The organism is Pseudoalteromonas sp. CH_XMU1449-3 (assembly GCF_037027245.1).
Lineage (GTDB): Bacteria > Pseudomonadota > Gammaproteobacteria > Enterobacterales > Alteromonadaceae > Pseudoalteromonas > Pseudoalteromonas shioyasakiensis.
Map to the genome: position 1 here is coordinate 12,456 of NZ_JAYMDY010000022.1, position 25,640 is coordinate 38,095.

Consider the following 25,640-nt stretch of genomic DNA (forward strand, 5'->3'; position numbering starts at 1 on the left):
GGTTTTAGTTTTATGGTGCGGGTAGTTAGTTGTATTTTTCTTTTATTGAGTTTCAGCGTTTTTGCTGATTCTGCACGCCTCTCTTTAAGTGATTATTTTACAGAGACTTGGAGCACTCGCGCCGGCCTTCCTCATAATAGCATTAATGGCGTTACACAAACCAAAGATGGTTACATTTGGATAGCGACTTGGGAAGGGCTTGCTCGCTTTAATGGTCGCGAGTTTAAACTCTTTACTCGGACAGAAATTCCTGGCTTACCTGACTCAGGCCTACGCAGCCTGATTCCGATGGATAATGGTGATTTATATATAGTGGGTGCCCGTGGCGGTATTGCGCTTCGCTCACAAGGTGGATGGCGAGCATTACCAAGTTCATCAGCCATGGTCAATCATGCGCTCGTTACTGAACAAGGTGAGCTATGGCTGGCACTTGAAGGGCAAGGCATTGTTTACCGCGCTTCTGAAACTGCCACTGAGCAAAAACTGCTTGATAAGCTAAGCGCATACCGTCTTTTACAAGACAAAACAGGGACTATTTGGGCTGCCACCAGTGATGGCCTTTATCAAATAAAGAATAAGCAAGTCAGTAAGGTCAGTGAAAACTCTGGGCTCCCTAATGCCTCTGTGTTTACCTTATTACTTACTCAGTCGGGCACTTTAATTGTCGGCACTGAAAAAGGGGCATGGCAAAAGCAAAACGATAAGTTTGTTGCTATTAATCCTGTCCTTAACAACGAATCAATTGCCAGCTTACTCGAAGATGCGCAGGGCGATTTGTGGTTTGGCACCATCAATAAAGGGGTGTTCAGACTCAGCAGTTTAGGCCTTGAAAACTTAGCCGCAGATGATGGCTTACCCAACAACCGTATTTTATCTTTACTGCAAGACCGCGAAAAAAGTATTTGGGTTGGCACGAATGCCGGATTATTTCGCTTGCGTGAAGCGCCATTTACAAACTGGAGTCAAAGCCGTGGGCTTGCATCTGACTATGTGCGTACCGTGTTATCGCATTCTGATGGCAGCTTATGGGTGGGCAGTAGTAATGGCTTAAATCGTATTGAAAATGGCAAGCTCACCACCCTTATTCAAGCTTATGAAAAAGATCCGCTATCCGTATTAAGTTTAACTGAAGATAAGCAGGGCGGAGTATGGGTTGGTACTTACACTGCCGGTTTAATGAAAGTGGTTAATGGGCAAATTTATCCAGTAAAAAACCGCAGTAATGGCCTGATCAGCAACGAAGTTCGCGCTGTGTTTTTTGATAAAGCGGATAACTTATGGGTTGGCACCGCCGGTGGTTTAACCAAAATAGACCCTACTGGGCAAACTGAATTATTCACCACAGAAAATGGCTTAATTGGTGATTTTATTATGGCCATTGTTGAGGATGACCATAGCAGGTTATGGGTCGGCACGGGAGTGGGTGTGTCCATTTATGACCCAGCTACTGAGCAATTTAAAACTCTCGAGTTTCCAAAGCAGTTCAGCACTGAGTATGCATTCGGCTTTTACTTAGATGGCGATAAAATGTGGCTTGCAACCGATAGAGGCCTCGTTCGTTACAATCTCAGTACAGATAAAATGAGCTTGTTTGGTCGAGATCAAGGTTTACCGGTCGATAAGCTGTTCCAAGTGATTGAGCAAGGTGACTCATTATGGTTGACCAGTAACCGCGGTGTTATTCAGGTGAACAAAGCTCAGTTAGTTGCACTTTTAGATAACCCTGAAAAAGTTCAACCAATGAGTGTTTCGATGCAGCTTTATGATGAAGGCGACGGCATGCTAAGCGCGCAAGCGAATGGCGGTTCAAACCCTGCTGCTGTGCTTCATTCAGATGGTCAAGTATGGGTTGCAACAGCCAAAGGCGTCGCTATTGCGACACCAGAACGCTTAAAAGAAGCCAGTAAACGCCGTTTATCGACCGTTATTGAAAGCTTTGAAGTCGATGGCAAACCCATGACTTTACCTGTTGGTAATGAGGTTTTGAGCTTACCTGCTGGTGTTTCTCGTGTTTCGTTTAACTACGCTGGGCTAAGTTTTATCATGCCTGGGCGGTTAAATTACCAAACTCAACTAAGTGGTTACAATCAACAATGGGTAGACAGGGGGCGCTTGGCCATTACCGAGTACACTAATTTACCCCCGGGTGACTATACCTTTAAAGTGCGCGCAGGTTACCCAAATAGTGACTGGCAAAATAATGAGCAAGTGCTGCGTTTTAAAATTGCCCCTTATTTTTGGCAAAAAACCAGCTTTAAGTTATTTATCTTAATTGCTGTGCTTTTTGCTGCTTATGCTATTTATAAATACCGCTTATATCACTATAAGCGCATCGAAATTGAGTTAACTGAAAAAGTTGAACAGCAAATGCATGATTTACAAACGCAAGCTGATGCTTTTGCTCATTTAGCGAATCATGACCAATTAACGCAATTACCGAATAGACGCGCTTTCGATATGTGGCTGTCTGAAAACTTTAATCAGTTTCAGCGTGACAATAAAACGCTTAGTATTGCCATTATGGATATTGATCACTTCAAACTGATTAATGACAATTTCTCGCACTTAATTGGTGATAAAGTGATTTGTGAAATTGCTCGTTTGCTGCGTATGAATTTTCCTGATGAAGGTTATGCGGCGCGTTGGGGCGGTGAAGAATTTACCTTGTTGTTCCCATACAAAAATGCTGAAGAAGCCGCAAGATTGTGTGAAATTATCCGTTTAGAGATAGCGGGTTATGATTTCTCAGAATTAGCAGATAGTCTTTCTGTAACGGTAAGTTTTGGTGTGGCAGACAATGCGCAAGTTGCTGATTATGACCGCTTGCTATCACATGCCGACAACGCTTTATACAATGCAAAGAATAACGGTCGAAACCAAATTTTTATTTATAATCAAGGCTGTATTACGCTCGATTAATCAGCTTTAAAAATAAAAATGTGTGTAAATAATTGATCTTTTTTTGTTTGCACACATTAAAGTATCAAGATTGTTTTTTAGGCGATAGTAATGCTTAACCTGGTTTTGATACTTTTTTTAATAATTTTTGTTGTGTGTTACTGGCGCTGGGACGATATCCGTAATCACTTTTGGCAGAAAAAATACCTTAATAATTCCCTCAATGTTCAGCAAAAAAATCTGCTGTTAAAATATATGCCTATCTACCGAAAGATGACGGATGCCGATCGTGAAAAGTTGGAGCGTCACATCGTTTGGTTTTTAAATGAAAAACGCTTTATTGGTTGTGATGGTCTTAAGCTTAATGATGCAATGAAGCTGATTGTAGCGGCAGATGCCTGTGTTTTAGTGCTTAATAAACCGTGGCCATTGTATCGCAATGTAAAAGAGATCCTTTTATACCCAAGCGCGTATTATGCCCCGCAAACTTCTCGTGATAATGCTGGGCTTGTCAGTTATCACAATACCGTGCGTCAAGGTGAATCATGGCCGGGTGGAACCTTGGTATTGAGTTGGCATGATGTCCTTGAGGGGAACCGCTTACCAAGTGATGGTCATAATTTAGTATTTCATGAATTTGCCCATCAGCTCGACCAAGAAACCGGTAAAACCACGGGTACACCACTGCTTTCGAGTAACGAAGATTACCAAAAGTGGGCAAAAGTATTTAGCCGCGCGTTTAATCAACTCAAAACCCATTTAGCTTATGGCATGCCGCATGTTATTCATAGCTATGGCGCGACCAATGAGGCAGAGTTTTTTGCTGTTATCACCGAAACCTTCTTAGAAAAACCCGCTGAACTCAGGCAATTTGACCCAGAAATTTATCATTTACTGGTTGGCTTTTATCAGTTTGATCCGATTGCGTGGCATTAGTCGACTATTTACGTCTGTTTAACACGAATCACTGGAATCTTGCTATGCTATTTGGTGCAATCTTAAAAGTGTGCATATAAGCAAAACAATAAAAAGTGAGATTTCAATGAAGAAAATGCTTCATACAGCGCTCGCTGTATCTATTTCACTTGCTCTAACTGGGCAAGTGGCGGCAGCTGAGCAATCAAATGACGACAAGTGGCAGGTGGACGCACCAAAAGGCCAATTCCTAGACGCTAAAATTAGTGTTGAGCAGGGCACGTGGATGAACGTAGATATTAGCCCTGATGGTAAAACAGTGGTGTTTGACCTACTCGGCGATATTTATACCATGCCAATGTCAGGTGGCACAGCAACGCAATTAACCAGTGATATTGCATGGCAAATGCAACCACGCTTTAGCCCTGATGGTAAGCACATTGCGTTTACTTCAGACCAAGGAGGTGGCGACAATATTTGGGTTATGGATTTAAATGGTGAAAACCAAAAAGCCGTAACGAACGAAACATTTCGTTTGTTAAACAGCCCAGCTTGGAGCCCTGATGGTGACTATTTAGTTGCGCGTAAGCACTTTACAGCAAGCCGCTCTCTAGGGGCTGGTGAAGTATGGCTTTACCACAAAGCGGGTGGTAAAGGTGTACAGCTAACCGCACGCGAAAACGACCAAAAAGACTTAGGCGAGCCAATGTTCTCACCGGATGGTCGTTATGTTTATTTCTCTCATGATGCAACGCCGGGTAAAACATTCCATTACTCTAAAGATTCTGTAGCGGGTATTTATAAAATTAAACGCTATGACCGTGAAACCGGAGAGATTGAAACAATTATAGATGGTATGGGTGGGGCTATTCGACCAACACCTTCACCAGATGGTAAAAAGCTTGCGTATATCAAGCGCGATGATTTCCAAACAAGCTTGTACTTATATGATCTTCACACCGGTGAGCATACAAAACTGTATGGCGAGCTTGAGCGTGATATGCAAGAGACATGGGCAATTCATGGTGTATACCCAACAATTGCTTGGACGCCAGATAACGAACAACTAGTCTTTTGGGCGGGTGGTACCATTCATAAGCTAGATGTCGATGATAAGTCTGTCTCGACTATTCCATTTAAAGTTGAGACCAATAAGCAAATTCAAAAAGCGGTGCGTTTTACACAAAACATCGATAGCGATAATTTTGATGTGAAAATGCTGCGCAATGTACAAATTTCACCGGATGGTGAAACGGCTATATTTGAAGCGCTAGGTCATATTTATAAACGTGATTTAGAGTCTGGCAAAGTAAAGCGCTTGACTAAGCAAGACGACCACTTTGAATTATTCCCGCAGTTCTCTCGTGATGGTAAGAAGATTGTTTACACCACATGGGATGATAACGAACAGGGCTCAGTACGTGTTGTATCTGCGCGCAGTGGCCGTGGCGATACCATTACTAAAGAGCCGGGTAAATATGTAGAACCAACTTTCAGCCCTGATGGCAAAACAGTTGTTTACCGTAAAGCGTCTGGCGGCAGTATCCTTAACCCAACATGGTCATTAGAGCCAGGCATTTACTCAGTAAGTGCTAAAGGCGGTAAAGCGACGCTAATCACTAAATCAGGATATCAGCCGCAATTTGGTGCAGCGAATGACCGTATTTATGTGATGAGCCCTTGGCCGAAACCAACATTAAGTGTTGTTGAGCTTGAATCAAAGCAAGTTCGTAAACTTTACGAATCAGAACATGCTACAGAGTTTAGAGTATCACCTGATGGCCAATACTTAGCTTTTGCAGAACGTTTTAAGGTATTTGTTACGCCATTCGTTGAGCGTGGCAAAACCATTAATATTGGACCGAAAGATAGCCAATTCCCAATTGAGCAGCTTTCTGTTCGCGCCGGTGAAAACATCAGCTGGAGTGGCACAAGCGATAAACTTTATTGGAGCTTAGGCCCAGAGTTATATCATGCAAGCCTAGCGGGTTTATTTGATATTAACCAAAATGCAGAGACTGACTTTAAAGTTAAAAGCGGCGACAACATCGGTTTTACAAAAACCATGGCAGAGCCTAAATCAGTATTCGCGTTAACTGGTGCGCGTATTATCACCATGAACGGTGAGCAGGTCATTGAAAACGGCGTTATTGTTACTGATGGTAAGCATATTAAAGCGGTTGGCAGTAAAGACAGTGTTGTTATTCCTAAAGGTGCAGAAGTAATTGATGTAACTGGCAAGACGATTATGCCGGGTATTGTTGATGCACATGCGCACGGCTCGCAAGGCAGCGATGAGATCATTCCACAGCAAAACTGGAAGAACTTAGCAGGCTTAGCGTTAGGTGTGACGACAATTCACGATCCATCAAACGACACGACTGAGATTTTTGCTGCAAGCGAAATGCAAAAAGCAGGCATGATTGTCGGCCCTCGTATTTTCTCAACGGGTACCATTTTATATGGTGCGAATATGCCAGGTTATACATCGCATATTGACTCGTTAGAAGATGCAAAATTCCATCTTGAGCGTTTAAAGAAAGTAGGTGCGTTTAGTGTTAAATCATATAACCAACCTCGTCGTGAACAGCGCCAGCAAGTTATTGAAGCAGGCCGTGAGCTTGAAATGATGGTTGTGCCAGAGGGCGGTTCATTACTGCAGCACAACTTAACTATGGTAGTTGATGGTCATACGGGTATTGAACACTCAATTCCTGTTGCTAATATTTACGATGATATTCGCCAGCTTTGGTCTCAAAGCGATGTGGGTTATACGCCGACACTCGGTGTAGCTTACGGTGGTATTTGGGGTGAAAATTATTGGTACGACAAGACGGATGTGTGGAATCACCCGCGCTTAAGTAAGTTTGTACCAAAGAATCAGCTTTTACCTCGCTCAATGCGTCGTGTTAAGGCGCCCGATCATCACTATAACCACTTTAACAATGCCCGTGTTGCCAAAGAGCTGCAAGACTTAGGTGTTTTAGTAAACCTTGGTGCTCACGGTCAACGTGAAGGTTTAGCGGCACATTGGGAAATTTGGATGTTTGCGCAAGGTGGTATGACACCACTTGAAGCAATTCGTGCAGCAACCTTAGATCCTGCTAAATACATTGGCCTTGATAACAACATCGGTTCTCTTGAGCCTGGTAAACTTGCCGATTTAATTGTTATTGACGGTAACCCGCTGACTAACATTCGTGATACAGATAAAATCGATTACACCATGATCAATGGTCGTCTATTTGATGCTGCAACCATGAACGAAGTGGGTGAGAAAAAACGCGAAAAGTTATATTTTGAAAAAATCTAACATAGCAAAAATCTAAACTGAAAGCGGCCATTGTGCCGCTTTTTTATTGTTTATTTATTGCTTTAAATGAGGAAACTGTTTAATTCCTACTAGTTTTGCTTGGCAGATCATGCCCTCTAAAAGCGTCATCAAATAGTGGCTGTGCGAGTCTAGCTGAGAGCTTTCCATGTTTTCACACGCTGATAGACGCTGTTTAATTAACTGCTGTACTGCCATTTTATGCTCTTTGCAGGCTTGATTTATCGGGCTTGCAGGATCAGCAAACTCAGCGGCAGTGTTAATAAATAAACAGCCATTAAAATCACCTAATTCAGTCACCTCAGAATTAAACCAAGCTTCATGGCAGCTGATCAAAGCTATTTTAAATTCTTCAACAGTAGTTAGCTTGCTGGTGGCATGCGTTAACCAATTAAAAAACCTGTTATGTCGCTCACTAAGGCACGCTAATAATAACTCATCTTTACTTGAGAAATGATGGTACATGGTTTTTTTGGCGACACCCGCCACACTAATAATTTCGTTTATTCCCACACTATGAATGCCTTTTTGATAAAAAAGTGACAGGGCGGTCAAAATAATATGTGTTCGTTTATCCATAACAAGGCCTCATTAGATGACTAATGATAGCTTGACAGAAGTAGACCGACTTGTCTACTATTTGCTGGGTAGACAAGTCGGTCTACCAATTGGAGGTTTTATGGAGAATAAAGTAAGCAAGGCGGCCATTGCGGGTATATTTGCTTGTATGGCAATTTTTGTATTGGCCTATTTACAGCAATTAGGAAGTTATGGGGTGTGGTTGATGGCCCCATTTGGGGCAACTGCGGTTCTGGTATTTGGTGTGCCACACAGTCCTTTAGCTAAAGCGAAGAATGTTATTGGTGGGCACTTTTTAACTGCACTAATCGGCGTTGTTTTTGTAAATTATGTCGGTGTAGGGCCTGTTGAAATTGCTATAGCTACAGGGTTGGCAATTAGCCTAATGATGTTGACGGACACAGTACATCCAGCGGCAGGCGCAAACCCAATTTTGATAATGCAATCTATGCAAAGCTGGGACTTTTTAGTGATGCCTGTATTGATTGGAACCGTATTTATTGTGTTGTTTGGCTATTTAAGCCAATGGGTTATAACTAGCCAAATGAACAGCCATAAAAAAACCGCTAACGAGTAGCGGTTTTTAAAATTGCTAAGTGTAATTTGATTACACAACACCACGCGGTAAACGACAATCGTGGTCTTTTTCAGCTAGGTTAACAATCCAAAGCTCTTCAGCTTTGTAACCATCATCGTTTGCTGTAACAACAGTGAACGATGCTTTCTTAGCTGTTTTAGCCGGTGCAGCGGTTTTAGTTTTGGTTTTTTTCGCTGGTGCTTTAGGTGCTTCTTCTGCTTTAGGCTCAGCTGTTTTACCAGAAGTGAGCTCTTCAGTCAGCGCTGCAACATCAGCAAGGCGCATATTTTTGCCACCGTCGATGCTATACCAACCAGGTTTTGTTGTGATTTCAGGTTTCTTACCATTCGCTGCTTCGTATGCTGCTTCGAAGGCATTTAACACTTCTGTTTTGTCTAGTTTGCTCATCAGAGACCCTATACGTTGTAAACACAGATTAAGAATATATATTTATACCTATTTTCAGCTTACTTTTCAATTTTTTGCGATTTTCCTTCCATTTTTCACTCATAAACGCCAAAATTTGCACAAAATAGAGGGTTGAAGGACGATTTTTATATGCAACGCAAACAATTTACTCAGTTATTAAACGACATTCTTAAACCTGATTCTATCGCTGACTTTTGCCCAAATGGCTTACAAGTTGAAGGTGCGAGCGACGTAAAAAAGATAGTGACGGGTGTCACAGCTAGCCAAGCATTGATTGATGCTGCTATTGCAGAAAATGCAGATACTATTTTGGTACATCACGGCTATTTCTGGAAAGGGGAATCGCAGCCAATCACGGGCATGAAAAAGCGCCGTATTGCAGCGCTTTTAAATAATGATATTAACTTATATGGCTATCATTTACCGCTAGATATACACCCTGAAATTGGTAATAACGCACAACTGGCTAAGTTACTCGATATTGAGTTCACAGGTGGGCTTGAATCTGGTCCAAATAGTGTGCCGGTAAAAGGCCGTTTAAAAACACCTTTAAGTGGTGAAGAGTTTGCCGACAAAATTACCCAAGTACTTAATCGTGCACCATTAACAAGCTTGGTAAGAAAAGAGAAAATCGACACCATCGCTTGGTGCACCGGTGGCGGACAAGGGTATATTGATTTAGCGGCAGCCCAAGGAATTGATGCTTATCTCACTGGTGAGGCTTCTGAGCAAACGATTCATAGTTCACGCGAGCAAGGTATCGACTTTTTTGCAGCTGGTCACCATGCTACTGAGCGGTATGGCATTAAAGCCTTAGGCGAGCTTTTAGCTGAGCAGCACGGTTTTGATGTGACGTTTATCGATATCGATAATCCAGTCTGATTGTTCTACAGCGCCTCTGGATCAATCCAGCGGCGCACACTCACCCAAGCACTGCCAATTTTCTCATGCGCTACTCTGGTCACTGCAACAAGTACTGCAATGTTAGGTATAAACTGCTTATACGTTGGATACTGACTAAAATCTTGAAAGTCGGTTGCCGCTGGGATCACATCAACACCTTGTGCATTAAATAAGTCTTTCGCTCGCGGCATGTGGCTTGCTGAGGTGACTAGGGCAGTTTTTTTATCGACTAAATAAATGGCAAGTCGTTTCGCTTCTTCTGCGGTATCCATAGCGAGGGAGTTTTGTTTAATTCTCGTTGCAGAAATACCTAACGCTTTTGCTGTTTCAAACATGAGCTGGCTATTGGTAGTATTGGCAAAACCGCCTCCTGATACATAGAGGGTGGCATTTGGGTAGTGGTGGGCAAGCTTAACACCTTCAAGTAATCGAGCAAGCGCGCAATCGCCTAACTGGTGGTTTGCTTGAAGGCGCGAGTTGGGCATTATAGAGCAGCCAAGTACCACAATATTATCGAGTTTAGGGTGTTTTGCTTGCTTAAATTGCCATGCAGGGTTATTGCTTGCAGCTATCAGTGACTGACCAATAAATGGCGTGCTTATCAGCATTAAAGTTAAAATACTAATAAAGCCAAAATAGAGTGCTTTGCGTTTATGTGCAATGGCTAAAAATACCATCACTAAAGTAAGCAGCCCCAGCAAAGGCAGGGGCATTAATAATGAGCCAATGATCTTTTTAATTTCAAACATGTATCAACACTATTGTCTGTGACAGATGCAGCTATGTTAGTTATTTTGCCTTGTTTTAGCGACCGTTATTTTGCTTACACGTATTTAAAAAGTGGCGATAAACTGGGTTATCTTTCATATTCTTTTTCATCGCTAAATACATAGGGCGAGTAAGGCCTAGTGCACCTAACGGAATAGACTTAATGAGTCCTTGGCTTTCATAAGGAGTGACTAGCCAGTCTGGTAATGCTGCAACCCCCATACCTGCACTCACTAATTGAAATATCAATAAGCCTTGGTCAACCGTTTTAAGCGTGCCATCAAAGCGTGCATTTTGAATAAAATGTTTAAAGATGTCTTGGCGCTCACGCGGGATAGGATACGAAATAATTGTTTCGTTTTTTAAATCAAGGGCGGTGACATAGGCTTTTTTTGCCAACTCATGATCCGGTGCAACGATCAGTTTTAATTTAAAATCAAACAGGTGAGCATACTCAAGTTGATCTGGTTCACGAATATCAGAAGTCAGCACTAGGTCTAATTCATCATTAATTAAATCTGGAATGGCGTCGTAACTAAAGCCGCGCTCGTAATCAATTTTAATATCAGGCCAAAAATTATTAAATTCTTTGATGGTTGGGAGCAACCAATGAAAGCAGGCATGACACTCAACGCTTAAACGTAAATTTGAGATTGGCTGGTTAAGGCTTTCTTTTAACCGACATTTTGTTGCCTCAACACGAGGTAATACTTCATTAGCAAGCTCCAGAAGTAGCATACCTTGCGGAGTAAAACGCACAGGCTGTGTTTTACGTTCGAACAGCTGGCAATCTAACTTATTCTCGAGATCTTTAATTTGATGCGATAAAGCCGATTGAGTTAAAAACAACTCACGGGCGGTATTGACCAAAGAGCCTGTTTCTTTAAGGGTCGCTATGGTTTTTAGGTGCTTTATATCAATCATCTTTAAAAAATCTCATGGAAAATGTGAGTCTAACTCAGATTACGAACATACTACGCCTTAGAATTTATTTTTTCAACGTCTAGACGTCTAAAACCTGCAGTTATTTTAACTGCTTTTTTACAATACGCCTTTTCATAAATAATTGACAGCGTTGTCATGTTGTTTTTTGTAGTTTAACTATGAAATTCCATGAATTTACCTCAAGTTTAAACTTGCAGTTTAAATCGTGATACAGCTTGCTATTAGTAATTTGATATTTAATTAAAATTATTGAGAGTAGGGTTTAGTTGTTTGCTAAGATATTATTTTTTAAGGTGTTATTATCTTCTATTAGGTGTAATGTGATTTTTTAAAGGAATGCTTGTGATACGTACCGTACTTTTACTCTGTGCATGCTGGGTTTTGCCTGTTAGCGCTGGCACTATTTACAGCCAGTTTCCAACAGAGATTGACCCGCATGGTCACTATGTTTTTTATTCACATGGTTTTATCGTCGAAGGGACAAACCCTAAGCCTGTTCACAAAACCTTTGGGGTTTATGATTTTGTGGCTGTAAAAGAAGCACTGGCAGATGAGAGTTATCATTTAATTGCCTATCACAGGCCAAAAGACACTGAACCATTTACGTTTGCGAAGAAACTCGCTGCAGATGTCGAAGCATTGATCAGTGCCGGTGTTGCTGAGTCGAACATTAGTTTGGTTGGTTTTTCACGGGGCGGGGCATTGTCGATCCTGGCAGCCAATGAACTTAAACGTACACATATCAACTTAATTATATTGGCAGGTTGTGCAGGCCTTATAAAAAATCACACATCAGTTAAGGCTTATGGCAAGGTGTATTCTATCTTTGAGCGCTCAGATCAGGTTGGCTCTTGCCAATTTTTAATTGATAGAAGTGACGTAACCAAGTTCGAAGAAATAAGCATTAATACAGGGCTCTCCCATGGTGCATTTTATAAACCAAAAGATGAGTGGCTGTTACCAATTAAGAAGTGGCTAAAGGATTAATTATGCCTTATATATTGCTCGTTTTTGTGATCAGTGTTTTGGGCGTGAGCGATGTAAGCCATGCTGAGCCGTTTACTTTGCCACGTACTAATACTGTGTTACTTAAAGATAAACATACCGAAAACGAATACCCCATTACGATTAAGTTGCCACGCAGCTACCAAAAGCAAAACCAGAAGCGTTACCCAGTTGTTTACCTATTAGATGCAAACTACAGTTTGCCAATTGCCTCTGGTGCTAGTCGCTTTATGATGAATTCTGGGGCTATAGAAGAGGTAATTATCGTTGCAGTAGGATATCAAAAAGGTGTATCTGGACTTAATAGCCGTATTTATGACTATACGCCATTTGAAGATAAAAATTGGCAGCGTAAAACTGGCGGAGCAAGTCAGTATCTAAACTACCTAAAACATACTGTATTGCCTTATATTGAGGCCGGCTTCAGAACAACCCAAAAAAGTACGTTAGTCGGTAACTCTCTTGGCGGTTTATTTGCGGCTTATACCTTATTCAGTGAGCCTTCGCTTTTTTCAAGTTACATTATCGGCAGTCCTTCAGTGTGGTTTAAAGAAAACTCAATATTAGCTATGGCTGTAAAACCAGCTGCCAACACAACAAAAGTTTACATCGCAGTTGGAGAACTTGAAGAAAGCGAAGGTGAAAAAATGGTGTCGGGCGCAAGGCAATTAGCAGCTAAAATTAATAAACAAAGTGGCGCGCTGGTTACAACAAATTTATTTGTTATCCCTCAGGCACGCCATGCAACTGCATTCCCAACAACGATTACCCAAGCCTTAGACTGGATTTACCAGGTTAATACCAACCCGCAATAATACTTAATCATTTTGAGGGATCAAACCTGTCGCTAACTGCGTTAAAAATTTCTCATTTAGAACAACTAAATAACGAAATTTTTGCCTTGTTATCAACGAGGTTTTATTGCCTCAAAATAGACTACTTAATTAAGCGGATTGGTATCAGAGCAATTAAAGAGCGTGACACTTTTTATATTTTTTGCCGCTACCACAAGGGCACTCGTCGTTACGGCCAATTTTAACATCTGCAACTGGCGTTATATCACCATCTAGGTAACGCCATAGGCCATCTTCTTTAATAAAACGCGACTTTTCGTGTAACTCACAATACAAGTTTTGGTAAAAGTAATTTGCTTTAAATTCTACAAAGCCTTCTTGCTCGTTATGTTCAGTCTCTAAAACACTGAGTTTGGTAAAACGGCAGCTATTAGCAAAATCTTTAATTTCGCGAACCGGGTTCGCGGCTTGCTGACTTTGTGCATAAGTACTAAATACATATTTTGCATCTTTTAGTGCGTAAGCACTAAAACGAGAACGCATAAGTTGCTCTGGCGTATCAGCTTGGCTTGCACCTGTATGAAAAGGCTGGCAGCAAAGCTCGTAAGTCGATTCGCTGCCACAAGGACAAAGGGAGTGTGTGAGTGATGTCATAACAACTTACCTAAAACTGTAAATTGTTATTTTAACAAGCCTATTGTGGCTGCGGTACTAAATTGTTTAATTGAGCGCTTTTTGTAAAAGAATAAAATTTAGCAGATGCCTGCTCAAGGTTTAAGTTCATCGAATCAAGTTGATGATTGTTTACAATATCTGTCCATGTGATCACAGCAGCAAAATTACCGTTATGTAATGCTGAACTAAGAACATACTCAAGATTAACTAAATGTTTTTGTCTGATCACAAGAAGTTTGCTGGTATCAATCGAACATGAATCTAGTAAGGCTTTACTAGGAACATGATCAGGAGCAATTAATAGTGTCCATGCATTTTGGCTATTGTAATGATGCAATACTTTTAATAGCTCAAAAGTTGCTGAAATTTCGTCTTCAATTTGAATTAAATTAACAGACGCTTTGTCGTTATCTTGCTGGTAGCTTTTAACTGTTCTTAAGGTAATTGGCTGTAACATAACTTTCACTCACTGGTTGTTTATACAGTATGTGTATACAGTAGTTTATACAGTGTTTTTGCGCAAGTACTTTTTTGCTATTTTTTAACCAATGATTCAGTTTTATTTTAATTAAAATAATTTAATTTTTATAAAACAGTGGTTTATGTTTTCAATTTGAAGGTGGGAAAAAGGTGAAAAATTTACCATTAATTCCATACAGTGTTTTATACAGTACTGTGTAAGCTGTTAAATTTTGATTCTATACAGGTGTTTTGCATAAAAAAGCCGGCATAATACCGGCTCTTTATCTTTGCAATTTTGCTATTTATCTAAGTAGGTATTTAAGAACTCAAGGTATGCATTTGAGGCTTTTATGCGGTTTTCTTTTTTAGTAAAACCATGGCCTTCATCATCGAATAATACATATTCAACAGGCACACCATTTGCCTTTACAGCGGCAACAAGTTCATCGCTTTCAGCTTGTAAAACGCGAGGGTCGTTAGCACCTTGGATCACCATTAATGGCTTGGTGATGTTTTTAGCATGAAATAGTGGCGAAATGGCACGGTGACGTTCACTATCTGTCGCTGGGTCGCCCATTTCATCATACAGTGCCTTTTTAAAGCTTTCCCACCATGGTGGAATCGAGTTTAAGGTTCTAACCCAGTTTGTTACACCAAATATATTAATGCCTACTTTGAACTCTTCAGGTTCAAAGGCAAGTGCTGCGGCGGTCATAAAACCACCATAGCTGCCCCCCATGATGCCAATTTTATCAGCATCAACCCAATCTAGGCTTTGTAGGTGTTTTTTACCGTAAACAATATCTTGTAAATCGTCAGTGCCGTGTTTTTTATCATCTAAATGGAAGAAGGTTTTACCATAGCCTGAGCTGCCACGGTTATTAACTGCAAAAATGGCATAACCATGATTGACTAGATGCTGCTGCATTGCACTATATCCTGTGCGACTTTGTCCGCCAGGACCGCCGTGCACCCAAACTAAAGCTGGTACTTTGTTGTTGCTATTAGCTTGCTTAGGCTTATATAAAACCCCAGGGATCTCTAAACCATCAAAGCTTTTAAAGCGCACAATTGTGCTTTCAACCAAGTCATTTTGATCAATGGCATCACTTAATGTGTTGGTTAATTGTTTAGCTTTTGATTCACCGAGTTGCCACACAAATAGGTTACTTGGCGAGGTATCTGAATTTAAATAAAATGCCATGGTCTTTTCATCAGCTGAAAAGTTCACACCACGTAAGTTACCAGCTGGCAGCGATGGCATGGCAATACCTTTACCTGTTGTGGTATCAATTATCGACACTTTAGTGCTTGCGTCAGCATTAACACCGCTTACTTGATAACGGCCAGATTTAGAGAAGTAAATAAAACTCACATCCCACTCATCTTTGAGGGCAGGGCTGTGCTCGCCGGTCGTTAAGTCATAGCGCCACACCTCTGCAAATTCACCTTTGGCATCGGTTGAGTAATACAATGATTTACTGTCTCTTGAGAAGGTTTCTGGGCCATACTTAGCGTCATCGTCATGACGGGTAATGAGCTCTGGTTTCAGTGTTTTTTTACGCGTATCGAGAATAAAAACATCGCTGTCTTTGTTCGAATTGTTTTTCGATAAAGCAATAAAGCGGCCGTCAGGGCTGATCGCACCGACATCTAGCCCCATAGTATTTTGATAAACAGGCGTTACTTCATAGCTGTTAGCATCAACACGATATAGGTCCATAAACTTAGCATCACGCTGATTGCTGGTTATAAAAAAGTGTTTACCGTCTTCTGTGAAGCCTGCAAATCCTGCACGGGTTTCTTCACCTGGTGTAAGATCTTTAACTGTGCCATCTGTTTCGCGAACGTAAATGTGATAACGCTCGTTACCGCCTGAGTCTTTAGTAAATAGTACGCGCTCATCTTTAGGGAAATAAGCCACAGCATAAGTACTGTCTTCAAAGTCTGTTAAGCGGGTTTTTTGGCGGTTTTTATATCTACTTCATAAAGGCTATAAATGCCGCTTTCGTCACTGCTAACGAGTATTTTGTCGCCTTTCGGTGAAAAGCTGCTGCCCATAATTGAGGTTGTATCAAAAAAGGTTTCAGCATCATACTGTTTAACAGTTTGGCTTTGTTGCACGCTTTCGGTGCTACTTGTTGATGGGGTTGATTGAGAACATCCTGCAAGCGCAAGGCTAAGTGCGCATGCAACGGCAGCTAGTTGAAAACTCGGTTTCATTGTAATTATTCCTTGTTAATTTTTCGTTATCAAGTGTTGCCTGTTCATAATCTAAACGCAAGTTTTACCACTTCGATATTTGTTACAAATCATGTAATCAATTAGGGACAAAAAATGTGCTAGAGGGTTTTTAAACAAAAAAACCAGCGCAATTTGCGCTGGTTTGGTTTTTCATAACAATTGGAATTGTTTTGCTAGCTTAAGCGGCGTCTGCTTTTTTTTCGCTCTCGCCGCGGGCAACATTACCTGCAACTAAGTCTGCTGGGTCAAAGTCGTCAACGTTAATAACGTCAAGACGGGCTTTTTCAACAGCAGCTAGTTTGTCGGCTTCAGCTTGGCTTAAAATGCCTGCTTCTAGGCCCATTTGCGCTACTTTATCAAGCTGGAAGAAAGGCAGTTTTACGCCTTTTTCACGGCATACCTTGTCAAACAGAGGCTCAACTTCAAGAATGTCTTTTAGGGTTTGCTCTTGACGACCAACAAGGTTAAGTGGCTCGTTTTTAAGATAAATGTAGTTAGCTAAACGGTTACGAGTTTCGCTCGGTACTTGTAATAAGTGTGCAAGTTTGTGCTCAAGCTTATCAGTAGGCTTACGAACGGGACGACCGAATGGGAATAACATGATTTTTAGCATTGCACGTAGTGGTGCAGATGGCATGTTATTAATTAAGTCAGCGAGTGCACGTTGGCAGTGGTAAAGGTGATCTTGGCAGCTCCATTGAACAAGCGCAAAATCTTCTTTTTTACGGCCTTCGTCGTTGTAACGTTTAAGTGTTGCAGATACAAGGTATAAGTAGCTTAGTAAATCACCTAAACGTGCAGAGATACGCTCTTTACGTTTTAATGAACCACCAAATACCGCCATGCTGATATCTGACATTAATGCTAATGATGCACTGAAACGTGACGCAACACGGTAAAACTCAGCTGTTTCGTCTTTGTACGGTGTACTTGTGAAGCGAGCATTGGTTAATGCTAACCACTTAGTACGAACAAGGTTCGAAATAGTAAAGCCAACGTGGCCCATTAACGCTTTATCGAATACTGCTAGCGCTTCTTCACGGTCTTCAATTGCACAAGCACCTAGCTCAGTTAACACGAATGGATGACAACGAATTGCACCTTGACCATAAATGATCATGTTACGCGTTAAGATATTTGCACCTTCAACGGTAATAGCAATTGGTGCACCTTGGTAGCCACGGCCTAAGTAGTTGTTTGGACCAAGCATGATGCCTTTACCACCATGAACATCCATGCCGTGAATCGTTGCTTCACGCATTTGCTCAGTTAAGTGGTATTTGATAATCGCAGAGACAACTGATGGTTTTTCACCAAGGTCAACAGCCCCTGTAGACATGCTAACAGCAGCATCAGAGCTATATGCGTAACCTGCAAGTTTTGCCATTGACTCTTCAACACCTTCCATTTGACCTATTGGTAAACGGAATTGACGACGAATACGGCTGTAAGAGCCTGTTGCAAGCGCAATTGTTTTAATGCCACCTGTTGAGTTAGACGGCAATGTGATTGCACGACCAACAGATAAACATTCAACAAGCATACGCCAGCCTTGGCCGGCCATTTTCGGGCCACCAATGATGTAATCAAGTGGTACGAAGATGTCTTTACCGCGAGTAGGACCATTTTGGAATGGAACGTTTAGCGGGAAGTGACGACGGCCAATTTCTACTCCCGGAGTATCTGTTGGGATCAGCGCACAGGTAATACCTGGCTCTTTATCATCACCTAGTAAACCGTCAGGATCTTGTAGTTTAAATGCAAGACCAAGTACAGTCGCAACAGGAGCAAGAGTAATGTAACGCTTGTTCCATGTTAGGCTAATACCAACAACTTCTTCGCCGTTCCATTGACCTTTACAAACAACACCGTAATCAGGAATTGCACTTGCGTCAGAACCTGCTTCTGGTGATGTTAAAGCAAAACATGGGATCTCTTGACCACTTGCTAAGCGTGGTAAGTAATGATCTTTTTGCTCTTTAGTACCATAGTGTTGAAGTAATTCGCCCGGACCTAATGAGTTAGGTACACCTACGATAGAAGAAAGTAGCGTCGATTTACTGGTAAGCTTTTGCAGTACACATGATTGTGCATAAGCAGAAAACTCTAAACCGCCAAATTCTTTTTTGATGATCATGGCAAAGAATTTATTATCTTTTAGATATTGCCAAACATCTTGCGGTAAATCAGTTAGTTCGTGAGTTGCGTGCCAGTCATCTAACATGCTACACACTTCTTCAACTGGGCCATCAATAAACGCTTGTTCTTCGATAGTCAGTTTTGGTGCTGGGTATTGGTGTAATTTGTTCCAGTCAGGACGACCACAAAATAGATCCGCTTCCCACCACGTAGTACCTGCATCGATTGCTGATTTTTCAGTATCCGACATTGTCGGGGTTACTTTTTTAAATGCAGCAAAAATAGGTTTGATGATGTATTGTTGACGAATGCTTGTCACAGAAAGTGGCACAGCAACAAGTAAGAATAGTAGCCAACTGATTGCACCAAACGCGCCAGCAAAAGTGCCAACAAGTAAGGTCGCAATGGCAATACCTAAACAGGTATTCCAGCTCGATCTGTGGTAACTCGCCACACTAAGTAGCACGAGTAAACCAAGTAAAAATATGAGAGTCATTGATTATTCCTTAATAGAGGTCAGACCACCTCTTTTAGAGTAGCGCTACAACCATGAATTATCAAGAGGGGAACAAAGATAAAACGATGCTTTGTAAAACCTTTTAATGAGTAAACTGTATGAACAGTGCAAAAAAATTTACAGTGGGCTTATGACTATTTAGTTTATGTAAATGGTACACGTAAAAAGGTGTGTAAAATATGCACTATTTATCAGATAGTTCTGAAAATCTCAGCATAGCAGTTGCCATCTTTAGCGCTATGTACAACAATGAGCGCAGGCAGGGATCAGCCCATCATGCCTTTTACTTCGATTAGTTTTATAGGTTAATAGTTCTATGTGTGAGTTGCTTGGCATGTCAGCCAATGTACCAACGGATATTTGTTTTAGTTTTTCGGGCTTATTAGAGCGTGGTGGAAACACTGGCCCGCATAAAGATGGTTGGGGCATCACCTTTTATGAGGGTAAGGGCTGTCGCACATTTAAAGATCCCGAGCCAAGTTGCCAATCAGAAATTGCCAAACTCGTTAAAGCGTATCCTATAAAAAGTATTTCGGTGATAAGCCATATTCGCCAAGGGAATCGTGGTCGTGTATGCCTTGAAAACACGCATCCGTTTACCCGCGAGTTATGGGGCCGTGAAATTACGTATGCACACAACGGGCAATTATCTAATTATCATGATTTAAAGCCAGACTATTATCGACCTGTCGGTAACACTGACAGTGAACTGGCGTTTTGTTGGCTGCTCGATAAGATCCGCGAAAAATACCCTAAGCGGCCATCAAATATGGCGTCTGTATTTCGTTACGCGGCAAAGCTTGCCCATACGCTGCGCGAAAAAGGCGTATTTAATATGTTACTTACCGATGGTGTTTATGTGTTGGCTTATTGCACTAATAACCTACATTGGATCACACGCCGTGCACCGTTTGGCAAAGCGACATTAATTGATGCAGACATGGTGATTGATTTTCAAAAAGAAACCACACCGAACGATGTGGTTACCGTTATTGCAACACGGCCTCTCACCAATGATGAACGCTGGCAGAAAATGGAACCCGGTGAGTTTGCACTGTTTAAAATGGGCGAAAAAATTTAAATAAAAGATGAAGCGCTATTAAGGCGCTTCATTACTCACTTCATTTGTTACGGCGACTGGTGTGGTCACAGTGAATGAATTAAGTTGCACTTCAAATTGCTCTACGCCTTTTTCACCTTTCCACATACGCACGAGCATGTAGTCCATTTCTGGGGCAAACCAAGCGAGTGCTTGACGCTTGTCGTTATCGTATAAACGTTTTACTTTAATCGCTTCTACATTGCCGATGGGCAATGAAATCATTTCTGTGCCGACAACTTCAAAGTTGTAGTTACGTAAATTGCCTTTTTTATCAACAAGTGGATAAGATAATTGCGTTTTGCCTTGTTTTAGCTCTTCGCGAACTTGCACTTGATAAGACAGTGAATCTTGAAAATCGTCAGACCAATCAAGCTTTAATGGGTATTTACTTTCGCTGCTTTGTACTTGTTTTTGCGCCGCATCAAATTTTAAGCTGTATTCTTTATCAGGCCCTGTGCCTGAGCGCTCCATGGTGTAACTTAGCGGAGAAATTTTTTGATCATGGTAAGTAAATTTAGATGTTTCTTTTCGTGAGTCAGAAAAAATCATCCATTCGATTTCGCTGTGATAAGTGATCACGTAGTTACCGTCTGCTGCTTTTTTAAGCTCGCGGATTGCTTTACCATGGGTTTCACCTTTACGAAGTACATCGTATTTGGCTTCATATTGAGTGAGATCGCCAGCTAAAACACTGGTAGGAAGTAATAAAGTGCCCACACAAGCGAGTAGGGCACTTAAATTTTTATTCTGGATAGTGCGCGCCGTGTGCAGGAAGTTTCTTTTCGTCAAAAACTGCATAATCTGCTTCCATCTTGAGTCGTTGTTCACTGAACCACTTGACCACCAATGGATAGATTATATGTTCTTGCTGATGAACACGTTGTGCGAGTGTCTCTGCGGTATCGTTTTCGAGTACCGGCACTTTGGCTTGAAGAACAACGGGACCGCCGTCTAGCTCTTCTGTGACAAAGTGAACACTGACACCATGAACGTCATCTTTTGCATCTATCGCTCGTTGGTGGGTATTCAGCCCTTGGTACTTAGGCAACAAAGAAGGGTGAATGTTCAACATTTTTCCCTTAAATTTTTGCACTAAGCTAGGAGTAAGAATACGCATAAAACCAGCTAATACAACTAGATTTGGTTCAAAATTGTCAATAATGTCCATTAACTCAGCATCATAGGCCTCGCGCGAGTCAAAATCTTTATGGCTAAGTACACGTGTTTGTATACCTGCATTTTTTGCTCGTTCAAGGCCATAGGCGTCGGCTTTATTACTAATTACAGCGGCGATTTCGGCTTTTATCTCACCACGCGCACATGCGTCGATGATGGCTTGAAGGTTTGAACCGCTACCAGAAATTAATACAACAAGACGACAAGGGGTCATTAGTCACGACCACCTAAAATTTCTACTTGCTCTTCGCCTGCTTTCGCATCTTGGATCTCACCGATATGCCATGCATTTTCGCCAAGATCTTTAAGGATTGTTAAGCTTTGCTCAAGTTTGTCTGCTGGAACAACTAAAATCATACCAACACCACAGTTGAATGTACGGTACATTTCGTGTGTTGTGATGTTGCCGTTTTCTTGTAACCAGTTGAAAACAACAGGCCATTCCCAGCTGTCACCTTTGATAACTGCTTTTGCAGATTCAGGAAGTACGCGCGGGATGTTTTCCCAGAAACCACCACCCGTGATGTGAGATAACGCGTGTACGTCAACCTGCTTGAATAGCTCAAGTAGTTGTTTAACGTAGATACGAGTTGGCTCTAAAAGGTGATCGCCAAGTGTTTTGCCTTCAAGCTCTGCGCTTGTGTCTGCGCCAGATACTTCAAGAACTTTACGAATTAATGAGAAGCCGTTTGAGTGAGGACCACTTGATGCAAGGGCGATTAATTGGTCGCCTGCAGCAACTTTAGTACCGTCGATAATTTTTGATTTTTCTACAACACCAGTACAGAAACCAGCCATGTCGTAGTCTTCGCCGTCGTACATACCTGGCATTTCAGCAGTTTCACCACCGATTAATGCACAGCCAGAAAGCTCACAGCCTTTACCAATACCTGTTACAACATCAGCCGCAGTGTCTACGTCTAATTTACCCGTTGCATAGTAATCAAGGAAAAATAGTGGCTCTGCACCTTGTACAATAAGGTCGTTTACACACATAGCAACAAGGTCGATACCCACTGTGTCGTGCTTTTTAAGATCGATTGCTAAACGTAGTTTTGTACCAACGCCGTCTGTGCCAGCAACCAGTACAGGCTCTTTATAGCCAGTTGGTAGTTCGCAAAGTGCGCCAAAACCACCGATACCGCCCATTACTTCAGGACGTCTGGTTTTTTTAACTACGCCTTTAATACGCTCAACAAGTGCATTACCGGCATCGATATCTACGCCCGCGTCTTTATAGCTAAGAGACTGTTTTTGTTCGCTCACAGGTTTTCCTCAAAAAAGTTGCATGTGGGTTGCTTAGAAACGCGCGTATTTTACAACAATTGCACTGGCGCGGCTAGTTGAAAAATCACTTTAACCGACTTGACAAGGACAGTTGTCCGGTTTTTTGTTTTCAAGTTCCAAGGCAAAAGTATCAGGCAAATGAACTTTTAACCTTGAAACTCGAAACTTCTCACTATTTGTTAAGCTTTCGCGGTTAAAATAGCGCGAAGAGGGGCAGGGTAACCTTCAATGGTTTTGCTGGTGTCATTTGGGTCTAAAAAGTCGACTAATGATTCGTTTTCCATCCACTGGGTTTTACGTTGTTCTTCAAGCGTTGTGATTGCGCAGTCTTTAACTTGTACATCTTTAAAGCCAACGCGCTCCATCCATAGTTTTAATGCCGCGGTGCTTGGGATAAACCATACATTACGCATTTTCGCATAGCGGTCAGTTGGCACTAAAACTGTGTGCTCATCACCTTCAACAACCAGTGTTTCAAGGACTAACTCACCACCAGGGCGAAGCTGTGCTTTTAATTGCGCTAAAAAGTCGATAGGTGAACGACGATGATATAAAACACCCATTGAAAATACTGTATCGAATGCTTTTAGCTCTGGCAGAGCTTCAACACCTAATGGTAATAAATGCACGTTTTCATCTTGGTGATAATGCTTTATCGCTTGGAATTGGCATAAGAACAAATCGGATGGATCAATGCCCACCACAAAATTTGCGCCTTCACCACGCATGCGCCACAAGTGATAACCTGAGCCACAGCCAATATCAAGCACAGTGCGGCCTTTTAACGGTTCGATATGAGGCAGTAAACGATCCCATTTCCAATCACTGCGCCACTCAGTATCAATTTCGATACCGTGTAAGCTAAATGGCCCTTTACGCCATGGCATCATGCGCTTTAATAAATGCGTTAACTGTTTTTGCTGACCTTCAGATAGCTCATCACCGGTGCCAATTTGTACTTTATCCTGAAGATTCACATGGTTTGTGCTTACCTCAGGTAAGTTTTTCAGCACTTTTTGCCATTTCGGTAAATCACCGTGGCTGGCTTCTAGTTCCCAGTGCTTTAATTGACCTGGCAAAGTTTCGAGCCAGTGGCTAAGCGGGCTTTGTGCAATCGCAGCGTAAAATTGGTTAAACCATTGAGACATGAAATACTCTTTATATCGTTGTGATGATTACTTGATTGCAATCATCGAGCAGAAGTTAAAACATTGATACCACACTTGCGTTTGGCTAAAACCAATTTCACTTAACCGGTTTAAGTGGGTAGATAAATGATCAGGGCGCATGACATTTTCGATAGCCGTACGCTTTTGGCTGATCTCAAGCTCTGAATAGCCGTTGTGACGTTTGAAATCATGGTGTAAATCAATGAGCAAATTATCGCATTGCTCATTTTCACCTCTAATTTTTTCGCTCAGCAGCAAAACACCGCCTGGTTTTAAATTTGCGTAAATCTTTTCAAGCACCGCTTGGCGCTTTTCAGGTGGAATAAACTGTAGTGTAAAGTTCATCGCGACCACAGAGGCATTCTCGATAGCTAAATCGTTGATATCACCTAGTGTAACTGTGACTGGTACTTCAGAGCGAAAACCTTGTAAATGTAATTTACAGCGCTCAACCATCGCTTCTGAATTATCAACAGCAATGATATTACAGTTATCAGTGCGAATATTACGGCGCATACTTAACGTTACAGCACCAAGAGAACAGCCTAAGTCGTATAGGTTTGAATTGCTTTGCGCGTACTCGCCAGCCAGCTTACCCATGGTGCTAACAATGGTTGCGTAACCCGGCACCGAGCGCTGGATCATATCTGGGAAAACTTCTACTACATGTTGGTCAAAGCTAAAGTCTTTAACCGCTTGCTCAGTGGCATAAATACTGTCTTTTTGCGTCACTTGAACAGTCTCTTTAAAAAATAATACCGCTATTTTAGCATTTTTAACTGGATAGTCAGTGATAAATTCAGTAGCTTGGCTAGAATTATCAATAACAAGTACAAAAAAGAGAAGTTTAATGACAAAAAGCAAAGTGATCAGTACAGAAGATATCTTATCAACTCTGTGTCATTCAGTGACTGGAGTTCTGTCTTCAGCAAGCGGTAACAGTATTAGTTATTCTGCTATGGTTCAAAAAATCACCCGCACCTGTATGCGCCCAGATATTGGCTGTTTTGTATTGTTCGATGGTGGCTTTACCGGTCTTGTGGTAACAAACTTCACAGCGCAAGCAGCCATGGAAATTTACCATGACTATATGCGTAACATGGGTATGCCTGAGGACGAAATTGCACAAAGCCATTTATCAGATGATGTGGCAAACGTACTCGGCGAGCTGATGAACCAAATCGTTGGTGACTTTACGTCAAAAGTACGCGACCAACTGCATACTTCTATTACACAAAACCAACCTAAGATGATGGCGATTAACAAACAGGTGCAAATTTCTGTTGATACTACCATGGATAGACCACAAGCACGCCGTGTGACATTCACTACTGCGAAGCAAAATATCTTCTACCTTGAACTGGCAATGGATAAAACTGAATTTATCAAACTACATGATTTTGATATTTCAGAAGCGGTTGACCCAGATGACATCATCGAAAACGAAGCTAAACAAAAAGCTGAAAAGCAAAAAGCGTCATCACAAGCAGACGATGCAGATGATGATTTTATGGCAGAACTTGGTTTGTAACCTAACGACTTGAGCTGTCAGCTATCAGCTTTCAGCCATCAGATAAAATATAAGTGATCTGACCCCGATAAAGTAGACACGGGGTTTAATTAACTTGTTCGTATTGCATGGGACTTTTATACCCAAGGGTGCCATGCCTTCTTACTGAGTTGTAGTATTTTTCAATATAAAAATACGTTTGTGTTGTCATTTCA

Annotated in this window: 22 protein-coding genes and 1 pseudogene; 9 read left to right on the forward strand and 14 right to left on the reverse strand. The window is 41.6% G+C overall.

Annotated features, from left to right (window positions below):
- The first annotated feature begins 12 nt into the window (after positions 1 to 12).
- The 3 genes from WA256_RS18820 (at position 13) to WA256_RS18830 (ending at position 7,126) form a co-directional block, all read left to right on the forward strand.
- Complete coding sequence (locus WA256_RS18820) at positions 13 to 2,919, forward strand: two-component regulator propeller domain-containing protein (protein ID WP_335992875.1); 2,907 nt, start codon at positions 13 to 15, stop codon at positions 2,917 to 2,919.
- 90 nt (positions 2,920 to 3,009) lie between these two features.
- The gene (locus WA256_RS18825) at positions 3,010 to 3,834 is read left to right on the forward strand and encodes a M90 family metallopeptidase (RefSeq protein ID WP_054551610.1); all 825 of its coding nucleotides are present in this window, start codon (positions 3,010 to 3,012) and stop codon (positions 3,832 to 3,834) included.
- Positions 3,835 to 3,940: 106 nt separating this feature from the next.
- Positions 3,941 to 7,126, forward strand: coding sequence for an amidohydrolase family protein (locus WA256_RS18830; protein ID WP_335992877.1), 3,186 nt, complete (start codon positions 3,941 to 3,943; stop codon positions 7,124 to 7,126).
- A gap of 54 nt (positions 7,127 to 7,180) precedes the next feature.
- Here the strand turns inward: WA256_RS18830 and WA256_RS18835 are convergent, their stop codons facing one another.
- Positions 7,181 to 7,723 carry a TetR/AcrR family transcriptional regulator gene (locus WA256_RS18835; protein ID WP_335992879.1) on the reverse strand — a complete coding sequence of 181 codons (543 nt, stop codon included), beginning with the start codon at positions 7,721 to 7,723 and terminating at the stop codon, positions 7,181 to 7,183.
- Between the two features lie 100 nt (positions 7,724 to 7,823).
- On the opposite strand from WA256_RS18835, the gene WA256_RS18840 reads away from it, so the two are divergent.
- Positions 7,824 to 8,300, forward strand: coding sequence for an HPP family protein (locus WA256_RS18840; protein WP_335992881.1), 477 nt, complete (start codon positions 7,824 to 7,826; stop codon positions 8,298 to 8,300).
- A gap of 30 nt (positions 8,301 to 8,330) precedes the next feature.
- Here WA256_RS18840 and WA256_RS18845 read toward each other — a convergent pair whose 3' ends face one another.
- Complete coding sequence (locus WA256_RS18845) at positions 8,331 to 8,708, reverse strand: hypothetical protein (RefSeq protein ID WP_054561783.1); 378 nt, start codon at positions 8,706 to 8,708, stop codon at positions 8,331 to 8,333.
- A gap of 150 nt (positions 8,709 to 8,858) precedes the next feature.
- On the opposite strand from WA256_RS18845, the gene WA256_RS18850 reads away from it, so the two are divergent.
- On the forward strand, positions 8,859 to 9,611 hold the full coding sequence (locus WA256_RS18850; RefSeq protein WP_335992883.1) for a Nif3-like dinuclear metal center hexameric protein: 753 nt from the start codon (positions 8,859 to 8,861) through the stop codon (positions 9,609 to 9,611).
- A gap of 5 nt (positions 9,612 to 9,616) precedes the next feature.
- On the opposite strand, the gene WA256_RS18855 is transcribed toward WA256_RS18850, so the two are convergent.
- Positions 9,617 to 10,381 (reverse strand): YdcF family protein, encoded by a 765-nt coding sequence (locus tag WA256_RS18855; protein WP_269407858.1) that lies wholly within the window; start codon positions 10,379 to 10,381, stop codon positions 9,617 to 9,619.
- A 55-nt stretch (positions 10,382 to 10,436) separates the two neighbouring features.
- Positions 10,437 to 11,324 (reverse strand): LysR substrate-binding domain-containing protein, encoded by an 888-nt coding sequence (locus WA256_RS18860; protein WP_054551603.1) that lies wholly within the window; start codon positions 11,322 to 11,324, stop codon positions 10,437 to 10,439.
- Between the two features lie 357 nt (positions 11,325 to 11,681).
- On the opposite strand from WA256_RS18860, the gene WA256_RS18865 reads away from it, so the two are divergent.
- Both WA256_RS18865 and WA256_RS18870 read left to right on the forward strand, forming a co-directional pair.
- On the forward strand, positions 11,682 to 12,332 hold the full coding sequence (locus WA256_RS18865; protein WP_442961454.1) for an alpha/beta fold hydrolase: 651 nt from the start codon (positions 11,682 to 11,684) through the stop codon (positions 12,330 to 12,332).
- Positions 12,333 to 12,334: 2 nt separating this feature from the next.
- Entirely contained in the window at positions 12,335 to 13,165 is an 831-nt protein-coding gene (locus WA256_RS18870) for an alpha/beta hydrolase (protein WP_335992889.1), read from the forward strand.
- A 153-nt stretch (positions 13,166 to 13,318) separates the two neighbouring features.
- Here WA256_RS18870 and WA256_RS18875 read toward each other — a convergent pair whose 3' ends face one another.
- The 4 genes and pseudogenes from WA256_RS18875 to fadE all read right to left on the reverse strand — a co-directional run bounded on the left by WA256_RS18875 (position 13,319) and on the right by fadE (position 19,160).
- Entirely contained in the window at positions 13,319 to 13,798 is a 480-nt protein-coding gene (locus tag WA256_RS18875) for a YchJ family protein (protein WP_335992890.1), read from the reverse strand.
- Positions 13,799 to 13,838: 40 nt separating this feature from the next.
- Positions 13,839 to 14,276 carry a SulA-like leucine-rich domain-containing protein gene (locus WA256_RS18880; RefSeq protein ID WP_335992891.1) on the reverse strand — a complete coding sequence of 146 codons (438 nt, stop codon included), beginning with the start codon at positions 14,274 to 14,276 and terminating at the stop codon, positions 13,839 to 13,841.
- 303 nt (positions 14,277 to 14,579) lie between these two features.
- Positions 14,580 to 16,504, reverse strand: a pseudogene (locus WA256_RS18885) (S9 family peptidase).
- A gap of 199 nt (positions 16,505 to 16,703) precedes the next feature.
- On the reverse strand, positions 16,704 to 19,160 hold the full coding sequence (gene fadE, locus WA256_RS18890; RefSeq protein ID WP_335992893.1) for an acyl-CoA dehydrogenase FadE: 2,457 nt from the start codon (positions 19,158 to 19,160) through the stop codon (positions 16,704 to 16,706).
- Between the two features lie 337 nt (positions 19,161 to 19,497).
- On the opposite strand from fadE, the gene WA256_RS18895 reads away from it, so the two are divergent.
- Entirely contained in the window at positions 19,498 to 20,262 is a 765-nt protein-coding gene (locus WA256_RS18895) for a class II glutamine amidotransferase (RefSeq protein WP_054551596.1), read from the forward strand.
- An 18-nt stretch (positions 20,263 to 20,280) separates the two neighbouring features.
- On the opposite strand, the gene WA256_RS18900 is transcribed toward WA256_RS18895, so the two are convergent.
- The 5 genes from WA256_RS18900 to cmoA all read right to left on the reverse strand — a co-directional run bounded on the left by WA256_RS18900 (position 20,281) and on the right by cmoA (position 24,647).
- Entirely contained in the window at positions 20,281 to 21,081 is an 801-nt protein-coding gene (locus tag WA256_RS18900) for a DUF3108 domain-containing protein (protein WP_335992894.1), read from the reverse strand.
- On the reverse strand, positions 21,026 to 21,673 hold the full coding sequence (gene purN / locus WA256_RS18905) for a phosphoribosylglycinamide formyltransferase (protein ID WP_054551594.1): 648 nt from the start codon (positions 21,671 to 21,673) through the stop codon (positions 21,026 to 21,028). The genes WA256_RS18900 and purN overlap by 56 nt, the downstream gene beginning before the upstream one ends.
- The gene (purM, locus tag WA256_RS18910; protein WP_063705981.1) at positions 21,673 to 22,725 is read right to left on the reverse strand and encodes a phosphoribosylformylglycinamidine cyclo-ligase; all 1,053 of its coding nucleotides are present in this window, start codon (positions 22,723 to 22,725) and stop codon (positions 21,673 to 21,675) included. Before purM ends, purN begins: the two co-directional genes overlap by 1 nt.
- A gap of 200 nt (positions 22,726 to 22,925) precedes the next feature.
- Positions 22,926 to 23,894, reverse strand: coding sequence for a tRNA 5-methoxyuridine(34)/uridine 5-oxyacetic acid(34) synthase CmoB (gene cmoB / locus WA256_RS18915; RefSeq protein WP_054551592.1), 969 nt, complete (start codon positions 23,892 to 23,894; stop codon positions 22,926 to 22,928).
- Positions 23,895 to 23,921: 27 nt separating this feature from the next.
- On the reverse strand, positions 23,922 to 24,647 hold the full coding sequence (gene cmoA, locus WA256_RS18920) for a carboxy-S-adenosyl-L-methionine synthase CmoA (protein WP_058585302.1): 726 nt from the start codon (positions 24,645 to 24,647) through the stop codon (positions 23,922 to 23,924).
- A gap of 118 nt (positions 24,648 to 24,765) precedes the next feature.
- Between cmoA and WA256_RS18925 the strand changes: the two genes are divergently transcribed.
- A complete protein-coding gene (locus WA256_RS18925; protein WP_054561772.1) occupies positions 24,766 to 25,446 on the forward strand; it encodes a DUF3334 family protein in 681 nt (226 codons plus the stop codon).
- An 85-nt stretch (positions 25,447 to 25,531) separates the two neighbouring features.
- Here the strand turns inward: WA256_RS18925 and WA256_RS18930 are convergent, their stop codons facing one another.
- Positions 25,532 to 25,636 (reverse strand): IS3 family transposase, encoded by a 105-nt coding sequence (locus tag WA256_RS18930; protein WP_138602026.1) that lies wholly within the window; start codon positions 25,634 to 25,636, stop codon positions 25,532 to 25,534.
- Positions 25,637 to 25,640 lie beyond the last annotated feature (4 nt).